Source organism: Psychrobacter sp. APC 3426 (genome assembly GCF_030408035.1).
Taxonomy (GTDB): Bacteria; Pseudomonadota; Gammaproteobacteria; order Pseudomonadales; family Moraxellaceae; genus Psychrobacter.
Window position 1 is genome coordinate 63,950 of sequence record NZ_JASDCF010000005.1, and the last position, 12,530, is coordinate 76,479.

The 12,530-nt window shown below is 44.1% G+C and carries 11 protein-coding genes; 6 read left to right on the forward strand and 5 right to left on the reverse strand.

Going from position 1 to position 12,530, the window contains the following annotated elements; all coding sequences use genetic code 11:
- Positions 1–62: 62 nt before the first annotated feature.
- Together QL919_RS04910 and coaD are read right to left on the reverse strand one after the other, a co-directional pair.
- Positions 63–311: a YfhL family 4Fe-4S dicluster ferredoxin gene (locus QL919_RS04910; protein WP_290188458.1), complete on the reverse strand. Its 249-nt coding sequence runs from the start codon at positions 309–311 to the stop codon at positions 63–65.
- Between the two features lie 103 nt (positions 312–414).
- A complete protein-coding gene (coaD, locus tag QL919_RS04915; RefSeq protein ID WP_290188459.1) occupies positions 415–933 on the reverse strand; it encodes a pantetheine-phosphate adenylyltransferase in 519 nt (172 codons plus the stop codon).
- Between the two features lie 296 nt (positions 934–1,229).
- On the opposite strand from coaD, the gene smpB reads away from it, so the two are divergent.
- Positions 1,230–1,706, forward strand: a complete 477-nt coding sequence (smpB, locus tag QL919_RS04920) for an SsrA-binding protein SmpB (protein WP_290188460.1) — start codon at positions 1,230–1,232, stop codon at positions 1,704–1,706.
- Between the two features lie 133 nt (positions 1,707–1,839).
- On the opposite strand, the gene rarD is transcribed toward smpB, so the two are convergent.
- Positions 1,840–2,862: an EamA family transporter RarD gene (gene rarD, locus QL919_RS04925; RefSeq protein WP_290188461.1), complete on the reverse strand. Its 1,023-nt coding sequence runs from the start codon at positions 2,860–2,862 to the stop codon at positions 1,840–1,842.
- Between the two features lie 215 nt (positions 2,863–3,077).
- On the opposite strand from rarD, the gene QL919_RS04930 reads away from it, so the two are divergent.
- The 5 genes from QL919_RS04930 (at position 3,078) to QL919_RS04950 (ending at position 8,735) form a co-directional block, all read left to right on the forward strand.
- Positions 3,078–3,545, forward strand: coding sequence for an Lrp/AsnC family transcriptional regulator (locus tag QL919_RS04930; RefSeq protein WP_290188462.1), 468 nt, complete (start codon positions 3,078–3,080; stop codon positions 3,543–3,545).
- A gap of 153 nt (positions 3,546–3,698) precedes the next feature.
- On the forward strand, positions 3,699–4,490 hold the full coding sequence (locus QL919_RS04935; protein ID WP_290188463.1) for a hypothetical protein: 792 nt from the start codon (positions 3,699–3,701) through the stop codon (positions 4,488–4,490).
- A 234-nt stretch (positions 4,491–4,724) separates the two neighbouring features.
- Positions 4,725–7,166 (forward strand): YgiQ family radical SAM protein, encoded by a 2,442-nt coding sequence (locus tag QL919_RS04940; RefSeq protein ID WP_290188464.1) that lies wholly within the window; start codon positions 4,725–4,727, stop codon positions 7,164–7,166.
- A gap of 359 nt (positions 7,167–7,525) precedes the next feature.
- Positions 7,526–7,939 carry a hypothetical protein gene (locus tag QL919_RS04945; protein ID WP_290188465.1) on the forward strand — a complete coding sequence of 138 codons (414 nt, stop codon included), beginning with the start codon at positions 7,526–7,528 and terminating at the stop codon, positions 7,937–7,939.
- Between the two features lie 262 nt (positions 7,940–8,201).
- Complete coding sequence (locus tag QL919_RS04950; RefSeq protein WP_290188466.1) at positions 8,202–8,735, forward strand: hypothetical protein; 534 nt, start codon at positions 8,202–8,204, stop codon at positions 8,733–8,735.
- Between the two features lie 382 nt (positions 8,736–9,117).
- On the opposite strand, the gene ligA is transcribed toward QL919_RS04950, so the two are convergent.
- Together ligA and QL919_RS04960 are read right to left on the reverse strand one after the other, a co-directional pair.
- Positions 9,118–11,229, reverse strand: a complete 2,112-nt coding sequence (ligA, locus tag QL919_RS04955; protein WP_290188467.1) for an NAD-dependent DNA ligase LigA — start codon at positions 11,227–11,229, stop codon at positions 9,118–9,120.
- 257 nt (positions 11,230–11,486) lie between these two features.
- A complete protein-coding gene (locus QL919_RS04960) occupies positions 11,487–12,503 on the reverse strand; it encodes a cell division protein ZipA C-terminal FtsZ-binding domain-containing protein (protein ID WP_290188468.1) in 1,017 nt (338 codons plus the stop codon).
- Between the last annotated feature and the right edge of the window lie 27 nt (positions 12,504–12,530).

A 12,530-nucleotide genomic window follows, 5' to 3' on the forward strand; every position in this document is an offset into this window, starting at 1 on the left:
TTTCTTTTGCGCTTATTTGAATATAAAATTTTGTGATTGACATACTCATCATAAAAACATGCTCATTGACCGGTGATACGTTTGTACTTAGCGAGTAAATCGCTATCACTTTCGACATGGTTTGGGTCATTAGGTATGCAGTCAACAGGACAAATCACCACGCATTGCGGCTCATCAAAATGACCAACGCATTCGGTGCAGAGATCAGGGTCGATAACATAAATATCCTCCCCTTCTGAGATGGCCTCATTTGGGCAGGCAGGCTCACAAACATCACAATTAATGCATTCATCAGTGATTAACAATGCCACAAACTGCTCCTTATATTTTACTGATAACAATAGAAACTGACAGCTTTGACTGTTTCTATCAATAACTGAATAATTACTCGCTACAAGCGACTAGAGCATACATTCATTCAAGATTTAATTTTTCAGCAAAGGCTCGCGAGACACAAGGAGGGACGAATTTATTGACATCGCCGCCCAATTTGGCTATTTCTCGAATCATGGTCGAGGAGATAAATGAGTAATTCTGCGATGGCGTCAAAAAAACTGCCTCGAAGTTTTCATCGAGCTCACGGTTCATATTGGCCAATTGAAACTCATATTCAAAGTCTGACATTGCTCGCAAGCCACGCAATACGGCAGTGGCGTTTTTTTCGCGCATAAAGTCGACCAACAAACCTTCAAAGCCAATCACCGAGACTTGCGGTAAGTCAGCAAAGACGGTCTCGACCAAGGCGACTCGCTCTTCAAAATCGAACAAGGGCTTTTTGTGATGTCCTGAAGCAACGGCGATAACAACCTCATCAAATAATTTGGTCGCGCGCTTCACCAAATCCACATGACCGTTGGTAATGGGATCGAAAGTACCAGGGTACAAAATCTTGGTATGTAGCTTTGAGGAATTAGGAGAAGTAGGATTGCTCATAATGTGGCTAATATAGTCGGTAATATTACGCTATATGCTAGCAAATTTTGTCCAAACTTAATACTTATCTGCTACATTTGTCCTAACAGTTGACTTACATTTTTGTTAGACGCTTTGCTACAATAGTCGGTTCGACTCATCCTTTTTAGCGGGCTTAGTAAAACAAGCCAGCATGGCAAAAAATAATTCGTATTAGGGTCTGTTGAATATTCATAGGATGAGGAACTGTTAGACAAGGGACATATATATTTGAGGGATATCACCACAATATATATTGAATTCCTTCTGGAGAAATTATGTCAAAAAAATCAAAAAGACCTGACAATCAAATTGCCAGTAATAAAAAGGCTCGTCACGAGTACTTTATCGAAGAGACATTCGAGGCAGGTCTATCGCTACAAGGGTGGGAAGTGAAAGCCATTCGTGCAGGTAAAATGACCATTACCGAAGCTTATATTATCTTTCGTAATGGCGAAGCTTTTCTGTTTGGCGCGCATATTCAGCCATTGCTTTCAAGCTCAACACATGTAAGCCCTGATAGCATCCGTACTCGTAAGCTGCTGCTGAATCGTCGTGAAATTGAAAAACTTATGGGCGCGGTCAATCAAAAAGGCTATGCTTGCGTGCCATTATCTTGCTACTGGAAAAACTCACTGGTGAAATGCCAGATTGCGCTTGCCGTTGGTAAAAAGCAGCACGATAAACGTAAGACCCTAAAAGACCGCGATTGGGAACGTGATAAGCAGCGCGGCTTTAAGCAGCATTTGGATTAATATTTGATGCAAAACTGCTGATATTAATCTAACCGAAGGACGATTCAACTCAAGCTGAATCGTCCTTTTTGTGTTCTATGCTTCTTAAAACATCTATGCTTCTTAAAAGAATGTCAGCTTCACTCAAAGTTATTTATACAGATTTGACGATTAACGAAGCCTTAGTTTCTTTATTTGCCTGACGCAACTGTCTAACGCCATGGATAATCAAAAACACAATGCCTAACCAAATTAAACCATAGCTATAAATCATCGCTGATTCAAATGGATTGCCTAATACGGTGACGGCTAAAATAAATAATAGCGCTGGCTCTGTATAACTCATCATGCCATAGACGTTTACTGGTAACATCTGGCTGGCATCGACGTTGGTTTTCATCGCGAGCACACTAAGTATGCCCAACCCTGTCAGCATCATGATAAAGAAGCCAGAACTGCTAACCAACTCTAAACTACTCGGCGCGAATAACAATAAATAGGCTACCGCAAAAGGCGCAAAGATGGTCAAATCAACCAACAAGCCTGTAATCGCGCCAATACCTTGCATGCGACGTAAAATGTAATAGACGGGATAAGTACCGCACACCCATAGCGTCGCCCAAGAAACGCTTTGAGTTCGTACAATCTCACTGCCCACGCCTACCGCAGCAAAGGCAACTGCCAACCACTGTAAACGGCTTAATTTTTCGCCAAACAGGACGCAGCCAAACACCACCATCATGAGTGGAAATAAAAAATAACCCATCGCGGTTTGCACACCTTGCCCATTAACCGGCGCCCACATAAATAGCCAAAACTGACTGAGAAATATCGACGTTGGCAATAATAACCACGCCCACTGCTTCATACCTCGTAGCGCTTTTAACTTATCTATATGTAAGCCTAAGCCTCCACTAATCACTAAATACCCTACCAAGGCTGCCCACATCGCCAACATCCGCCAGATAAAGACTTGCGTGCCTGATAACGGTGCCAAAAAACTGCTATACGCATAAAGCACGCCAAATAAAATGTTTGATAATACGGCCAGTGCCACACCCATTATTAAGGTACGTTGCTGAATGCTGCCCGCTGTCCACATCGTAGGCAATGGCAAGCGCGAAACAGTGGTTATGAGTGTGTTCGCGAATACGTTAGATAGCATTGAGATAGACATAGTAAGCACCGTAAATTTGAATAGACGTTCGAGCGTTCAGCTATTATTTTCATTGATGAGCTCTGTTTGTTGCCGACTATTTTACTAAGGTGCTATGGGATATTATCTCTATATAAATAGAATTTTGAATTTATTTATCGAATAAATGCTCTAAAACTGTATTATTTATCAATTTTCAATTTATAGTGATAATACTTTTAACGAGAGCCAAGCCGATGAGTGAAATATTAGATGATACTGATAAAGCCATTTTGAATCTGCTACAGAACGATGCGACATTGCCATTGAAGGCCGTCGCAGAGCGGGTACATGTCTCTATTGCTACTGCCCAGCGCCGCATCCAAGCCTTAATGGATAACGGCGTGATTACCAAACAAGTCGCTATCGTTAACCCGAACAAGGTAGGTTATGGGCTGACGGCGGTAGTAATGATAGAGATGTCGCGCTCAAACACCTCGATGCAGCATCGATTTGAGCGCTTGATGCACGATCAGCCGCGAGTGATGAGCTGCTTTGAAGTGTCGGGGGATGCGGATTTTATGCTTATGGTCAACGCCAAAAATATGAATGACTATCATGAATTCACGCGTAATTTGCTGACTTACGAGAATAATGTGCGCAGCTTTAAAAGCCAGTTTGTGATGAACTTTACCAAAAGTGGCACCAAGATTTTGCTCGATTGATGGTAATAATTAAGGCTAATGAGCGTTTTAATTAACAGTAGATAAGTAGTGATTAAACAAGGTACGATAGTCGTTAAAGCTTGAAAGAATTTGAGTGTATAAGTATCAGTTAAAAAATTCCAATCATAGTCAATGTAAACAAGGAAGCTTCACATGACTAAGCACATCCGTCCTATCAATAAAGAAAAAAGCGATGATATAGCATTAAAGCCAGTCAGTCTAAAGTCATTCAACGTAAGAAGCACACTAAATATCAAAATAGCGCTAACAGGTGCAGCGCTTGCGGCAGTGCTCGCCAGCTCAGGTTGCGCCACCAGCTCATTATTAGATGACGACCGTTATGTCAGCACCAAAACGACGAAAAGCATCTTATCTGAAGACCAAATATTGGCATTTGGCCGTCCTGCGCAGGCATTACCAAAGACACCAAATGCGACCATGGTCATCGTTGGTGAAAAGAACAGCTATGTGCTGACCCAAGGCGGGACAGAAATGGTCAGTTTATTAAGTAACCTGACAGCAAAGAATATCCAAGTCGATAACGATATGAGTTTTTCTGTGCCTAATAATGATGGGTATTTTCAGGGCGAAATGAAACTTTCTTACGCCAAATTAAAAGATGAGTTCCAGCGCTCAGACTATCAATTCTTTTTACAAAATAATGGACGCGAATGCACGTCAGCCAGCGATCTGCGTATCAATGCTCAGCGTTTTTGTTTTAGCGTTCTTGTCAAAGGTGCTATCTATCCGCAAGTCAGTAATCTAAATCTGATTCAAGCCAATTACCGCGCGTTGAGCAAACCTTATATGGTCAGCTTTTACACACAGAGCGAACAAAGTCAGGTGTCGCGTAGTGGTGGTGCCAATACCGCGCAAAAGCTGGTCTTACTGCCCTTTGCTCTAGCATTTGATGTCGTCACCTTCCCATTTCAGTTACTACAATAATGATTCTTGAGGTTAATGGTTGGCTAGAATAAAGCGTATATTTGACTGTCCAATGTACGCTTTGATACTAGATTATCTTACGCTATCAATAACTTATCGAACATTTATCCAAGCTGCTTTATCACATCATGAGTGCGATTCATGTTAAAATGAGCGCTTTTAAATAAGCCGTTATTAATCAAGAATAATAACGGCTCATTTTTAGTACCATTTTTCTAATTAACAGGTCCGCTCATGTCTGCCGATACCATCGCCCGCACCGCCTTTAAACAAGGCGTCAAACCTTTATACGATTACGATAAACACTGGGCAAGCTGCTATGAGCCTGCGCCTTATCTACCCATGAGCCGTGCTGAAATGGACGCACTTGGTTGGGATGCTTGCGATGTTATTATCATCTCAGGCGATGCCTATGTTGATCATCCAAGCTTCGGCATGGCGATTATCGGTCGTCTATTGGAGGCACAAGGCTTTCGGGTTGGTATCATTGCTCAGCCAGATTGGAAGAGCAAAGACGCCTTTATGGAGCTTGGCAAACCGGTTTATGCTTACGGCGTGACTGCGGGCAACATGGACAGCATGATTAACCGCTACACTGCTGATCGTAAGATTCGTAGCGATGACGCCTACTCTCCGGGTAACGTTGCCAATAAACGTCCTGACCGTGCTGCTATCGTTTATAGTCAGCGCTGCCGTGAAGCCTATCCTGATGTGCCGATTATATTAGGCGGTATTGAAGGCAGCTTGCGCCGTATCGCTCACTATGACTATTGGTCGGATAAAGTTCGCCGCAGTATTTTGCTCGATGCCCGTGCCGATGTTTTATTGTATGGTAATGCCGAACGTGCCATCGTCGATGTGGTTCACGGTCTGTCGAAAGGCTACACCTTTGAGCAGATGAGTAAATTACGTGGTACGGCTTATCTATTGACACCGACACGTCGCCATTGGCAAGCGGACATGACCGAAGTCGCCAGTAATGATGTCGATACCGTTGGTCGTGTCGATCCGATTATCAATCCGTACGTGATGACCGAAGACGTTGACAGCTGCAAAATTGAGCAAGAAAAGCCGGCCGACTCACCCGTTGGGCAGGCCATGACAGGCATATCAGCGCAATATCAGGGTTTCGTCGCAGAGCCAGTCACCAATAAAGTCATTAACGCCGACCAAGTTGATGAAGACACGCAAGTCGTTCAAATGCGCGGTATGGAGGTTCAAGAATACAAGCCTAAAACAGCGCGTAAATACAAGATAAAAATGCCTGCTCGTGAGAAGACGGTGATTCGTCTGCCTGATTATGAGCATGTAAAATCTGACCCAGTACTTTATGCTCATGCTAGCCGTATCTTGCATTTAGAGACCAATCCAGGGAACGCTCGGGCGTTGGTGCAGCGTCATAGCAGCGGTGCAGGTAATTCACACACCTCGATTGACGTTTGGCTCAATCCACCACCGATTCCACTCTCAACCGAAGAGATGGATTACGTCTTTGACTTACCGTATGCACGCTTGCCACATCCAAGCTATGGCGATGCACGTATTCCTGCTTATGACATGATTAAGTTTTCGGTCAATATCATGCGCGGCTGTTTTGGTGGTTGTACCTTCTGCTCGATTACTGAGCACGAAGGCCGCATTATCCAAAACCGCTCAGAAGAATCTATCCTACGTGAAGTCGAAGCGATTCGTGATACTGCCCCAGCTTTCACTGGCGTCATCTCCGACTTAGGTGGGCCAACGGCAAACATGTATCGTCTTAGTTGTGTAGACGAAAATATTGAGAAAAACTGCCGCAAGCCGTCATGCGTCTACCCTGATGTCTGTGAAAACCTGATTACTGACCACAGTAATTTGACTCAGTTATACCGTAAAGCACGCGATATCAAAGGCGTGAAGAAAATCCTTATCGCTTCTGGTCTGCGTTATGACTTGGCGGTAAAAGATCCTGAATATGTCAAAGAATTGGTCAGCCATCATGTCGGTGGTTATCTAAAGATTGCTCCTGAGCACTCTGAAGAAAACGTATTGTCAAAAATGATGAAGCCTGGCATGGGCAGTTACGATAAATTCAAAGCCATGTTTGAGCAGTACAGCCAAGAGGCAGGCAAAGAGCAATATCTGATTCCTTACTTTATCGCTGCGCATCCGGGCACCAAGGATGAAGATATGATGAACTTAGCCCTCTGGCTAAAAAGTCATGGCTATCGTGCTGACCAAGTTCAGGCATTCTACCCTAGCCCGATGGCGACAGCAACCACCATGTATCACACCCACAAAGACCCGCTGCATAAGATTAGCCGTAGTGAGGGTGACATGGACATCGTTAAGTCTGGCAAGCAGCGTAAATTACATAAAGCATTTCTGCGTTATCATGATCCAAAAAACTGGGTGCTGTTGCGTAAAGCGCTGCAAGATATGGGACGCAGTGATTTGATTGGTAAAAACCGTGGCTGCTTGATTCCACCATTTAACGCGCATCTAGAAGGTCGCGATGCTGCGCAAGACAGTTATCAATCAGCACGCAAAAAGAATAGCCGCCTTGGTAATGACTCAGTCAAGCGTAGCAATGGCTCAGCCAATAACAATGTGGCCAGCAAAAATACTAAAAAGAGAGTGAGTAAAGGTAACTTCCAAACTCAGCATACTGGTCTACCACCACGCAAAACCAAATAGTATTAATAAATTGTATTAAATAACACAAAATATAGGCTGACTCTTATCAGCCTATATAAGTCAGACAATAAAAGCGTATATCAGCTCCCAAGTTGATATGCGTTTTTTATTTTGTCTTCTTACATACATCGACTTCCTAACACCCTTTTTCACCACACCCTTTTTCACCCTATCTTAAATAAGCTACCTTACACATTCTTTTAAGCTAAGCGTTACATTAGTCGGTGTTTAAGTAACTTAACGAACATGTAACAAACAATTTCTAACATTATCCAAGCCATGTATTCGCTAATATATACGCTATGTGCTTGCTGCATAGTAAAAAATACATTAGAAAATATATTATTTTGGAGAAAACCATGAACACCTTAACTAAAGTTGCTGTTGCCTTACCTGCCCTTGCATTACTAAGCGCTTGTGCGACTACTGCGCCTACGGCGCCAAACAACACGCCTGCCTCTGAAAGTGTCACTGATGCCGCCTACGACCGTATGGCACCAGCACCTTATACCTGTACTGATGACAGCAAAATCATGGCAAAACAGTCAATCAATAAAAACCAAGTGATGCTCAATGCGACACTACCTAAATTAAAATGGGCTGACCAGCCAATCATCCTTAATGGCGGCGTCAAAGGTGATACGGCAAGTTACGTCAACGATTCAAACCCAGAAGTGGTTTACGCATGGCATATGAAAGGTGACAAAGGTATCTTTGCGACGAAATGGGCAAACGGTAAAGAATACCAAGTAAATTGCCAGATCGGTAGATAATGATTGAGGTTGTTGCGTCATTAACCTTACGCATTCAAACGACATAAAAGCAAAATAAGAAATAGCGAACCGAGAGCAGTCATCGAAAGATGGCTGTTTTTTTATGGGTATTTTTAATACATATTAGGGCGCGCCCTTATTTCTATAACAATCACACGTTTGCTGCATTATGCTAGAGAAGCATAACAAAAGCTGTCAAAATAGCGCTTATATAAAATTTATGACCAATAATAAAGAGGACACGTCGATGGTTAAGCTCTTAATGAGTATATTGATAATCACTGCTGCCAGTATGTGGGCGTTAACTGGCTGCGACAGCAATACTGAAACTGCCGAGCAAAGCTCTGAATCAGCCTCTAAGCAAGATATCACGACAATAGAAACCTCTACACCAGCGGCACATAACGTCGACTGGTCGTTGGTCGCGAGTGGCGAAAAGCCTGCTGACCGCGCCAATTATCAGTATCCATTTGCACTCGATAGCCAAAATGTGCGTGATTATGCAGAGTATTTCGAGGTGGATAGTGCCACGGCTCAGCATAACCTGACGGTGAGTATGGCCAGTAACGAAGCGCTGTCAAAAGCATTAGATCAATTGAGTGAGACCTATGTGTCGCATGAGTTGACTGATGATAAAGATATGACACTTATCATTCATACTACGCCCGATGTCACTGCCAGTCGCTATGACTACGTGCTGTCTGATGACTTTGCTAAAGGGTTGGTGTTACCTATCGTGATTCAGCCAGATGGTAAGAAGAGTGAGGTAAAGGCGCATGGAAAGGTGGCGGAGTAGAATGCTAGATGCTTCTTGAAGAGTAGTTGTAGGATGCGCCCCGCGTACTGATACGTAAGCATGAAAGACAAATTAAAACACTTATCTATGCAATTGATTCCACGTTCAGGTATTTTTTATAATAATTCAAATCTCAAAATTTAATTCTTAAATGATAAGCTAGGCGCACCTTACTCAAATAAGTGCAAGATTTTAATATTGCGCGAGTGTATAAAACAATGTCGATACGAGGCTCAAAAGCAGCCGGAGAACTGTGCGCGAGGGACGAGCGCTGAGTAAATCATTAAAGAAAGACTACCCATGACCCGCATATTTCTCCCCCATAAAAGGATTCCATACTGAGGCCATGTTTTTTTGCTTTTGTCTTCCGATTTTTTAACTATTACTCACTAAGCAATGCCAAAAACGCTTCCTCACCCACTATCTTAACGCCAAGCTTTTCAGCTTTGGTTAGCTTAGAGCCTGCCTTATCGCCTGCAAGTAAGGCAGTGGTTTTTGCAGAAATGCTGCCTGAGACTTTAGCACCCAGCGCTTGCAGCTTAGCTTTGGCTTCATCGCGCGCCATGCTATCGAGCGCGCCAGTGATGACCCATGTTTGCCCATCTAGCGGCTGGTCAGCTGATGCGGTTTGCTCAACTTTATCCCAATGCACACCAGCTTCTCGCAATGCAGTGATGACTTCGATATTGTGCGGTGCGCGGAAAAACTCATGTGCCAGCTCAGCGGTGATAGCGCCCACATCTGGTGTTTGCAGTAGTTTTTCGATATCTGCTGCCATCAGGCTATCAAGGTCGCCAAACTGCTGCGCCAAATTCTGCGCGGTGGTCTCACCCACGCCGCGAATGCCCAGCGCATAAATAAATCTGGCTAGGGTGGTCTTTTTACTGGCTTCAATAGCGCTGATGATGTTTTGTACCGATTTTTCGCCCAACTTCTCAAAAGTAATCATCTGATCTTGATGATTGTGCAATTGATAGATATCAGCGACGGTTTTGATGAGTCCATGCTCAAAGAAACTGATGAGCCAACGTTCGCCTAAGCCATCGATATCCATCGCCCGACGTGAGACAAAGTGAATGAGCGCTTCTTGCTGCTGCGCGGGACAAAACAACCCTCCCGTACAACGCGCCAAGGCTTCGTCTTCGGGCAGCACAACAGGCGAGTCGCATACTGGACAAGTGGACGGTAGCTTAACGGGCTCTGAGTCTTCTGGACGCTGATCATGCCAGACGCGCGTAACTTTGGGGATGACATCGCCAGCACGATGGACGCTGACCATATCGCCTGCGCGCACGTCTAAGCGCTGAATCTCACCAAAATTATGCAAGGTGACATTGCTGACGGTGACGCCGCCGACTTTTACAGGCTCAAGCTTACCGACTGGGGTGATTTGTCCGGTACGTCCAACTTGCCACTCGATATCGTTTAGACGTGTCATGACCGTTTCAGCAGGAAACTTATAAGCGGTTGCCCAGCGCGGCTCACGAGATAAAAACCCAAGCTGCTGTTGCAATGCTAAGCTATTAACCTTAATCACCATACCGTCAATTTCAAACGGTAGCTCATCACGCGTTTCAATCACTGACTCATAATAGGCTTGTGCCTCGCGTGGATTTTGCACGACCTCGACCGCGCTGACCGTAAAACCAATGTCTTTTAACCATGCTAGCGCGGCTGATTGAGTATTTATATTTTCAGGTAGACCTTGATTGACTGAATAACAATAGAAGGCAAGTGGACGACTGGCGGCAATATTTGGATCAAGCTGACGTAAGCTCCCCGCAGCAGCATTACGGGGATTGGCAAAGGTCTTTTCTTCTTTCTCTTCTGCTAGACGATTGAGACGCTCAAAGCCTGCCTTGGGCATTAACACCTCACCACGTACCTCTAGCAACTCGATATCAGCAGCTGCTGCAAGCCACAGTGGCAGATTGCGAATGGTTTTGGCGTTTTGGGTGATGTCCTCCCCTGTTTGCCCATCACCGCGCGTCACTGCTTGGACAAATTTGCCATACGCATATTTTATTGAGACCGCAAGACCATCAAGCTTTAACTCCATCTCGTATTCGGGGGTTTTTTGTGCATCGTTAAGACGGTCATTGACACGGCGCATAAAGCCATGTAATTCATCATAGTCAAAGACGTTACCGAGCGATAGCATCGGCACATCGTGCATGACTTGGGTAAAAGCAGATAACGGCATATCACCGACTTGATTGATAGGGCTGTCCGGCTGGACCAAATCTGGATATTCTTCTTCAAGCTCAAGCAAAGCGCGACGCAATTGATCGTATTCGCTGTCTTCTAAGACAGGATTGTCAAGCACATAATAGGCGTAATTGTGTTTCTTGATGGCATCAATAAGCGAGCGCATCTGGGTGACAATCTCTGTATTGTTGTCAGTTGTATAAGGCGTATCGTCAGTCGTTGATTGAGCGCTTTTTAATTGAGTAGAAGCATTTTTAGAATTATTTGATAAGCGAGAGTCAGTCATAGTCGGCGTCTTTTTTTTGCGATTCAAGATGCCGATATAATAACAAGTTTGTAGGAGGCTCGGATATCCTTTTATGGAAATCAAGACGATGAACAACGAAAATAGAAAACCAAAAAAGGCAAATAACGTCAATCGCTATTTGCCTTTTTTACTACTTTTAATGGTTGCACTACGGTTGATATTAATCAGCTATTATTCAAAACTCTAACCTAACCTTTATAGAACTTACCCTTCATAGCGCTTAGCTTTTATAGCTTTTACCCTTCATAGTCACGCACTTGGTTGCGCAGCTGCTGCTTGTATTCAGGGGTGATTGGTTCGTTTTCTTCATCAAGCATAATGGCATCTAAATCACTTGCCATCATATAAGCAATACTCATCATGCTGTCGAAACTGCGCAATGCTTGCGGATGCGGCAAAGATAAGAACACCACCAGCCCGTTATAAGTATTGGTCGCTACACTGTGCGGATCAAAAGGTGCGATACCACTGTCAGTGATACCCATCATGCTAAACCACAGCATACCGGTGCCGTCTTTTTGCTCATAACGATGGAACATATTCATCGCGCCATAACGCAAACCGTACTTATCAATCAATGCCAACAAGTCACGACCGCGAATAATGGCAGTTGGGCGATCACGATATTGGTGTGGCAAAATAGTGATATTGATGTTGTCTTTGGCGTTGATGAGTGGACCGTTTTGCGCTTCATCGACTGGCTCTGACAGATGCTGATCAAGAATCGGGCTATTGTCATTAAAGCTTGGCTCTTCTGCCATATCAATCGACGGCATCAAATTGTCAGTCGCTGATACCAGAGTAGAGAACGCATCAGGCTCTTGCTCGATATTCAGTTGCCCAGCAGTTTCGACAAACTCAGCGTTATCACTACGCAATTGCTCATCTTGCCAACGTGCATAATCTGTATCATCCATCATGTCATTATCATCGTGACTGATGTTGTCCTGCCCAGCGCTGAGCTGTGTATTAACATTGGTATGCGTTTGAGTTAATGGCTCTTCTTCAACGACAGCATCCAAATAGCTGCGATCGGGAGCAATGCTCGTTTCGCCTGCGACCGTATCGTCCAAGTCTGGCTGATCAACGATATTTCGCTCGTGGCGCGGTATGATTGGAATACCGTTCTTATCATAATTGACCGCAGCAGTCTCAGCAGTGTTGCGACGCTTAAAGCTACGAATGACCATAAACAGGCCTGCAAGCACAATAAATGCAGCAATGGCAATCAATACAAACTGAATAGCGGTCATGAGAAATACATCCTAATATATGACAAA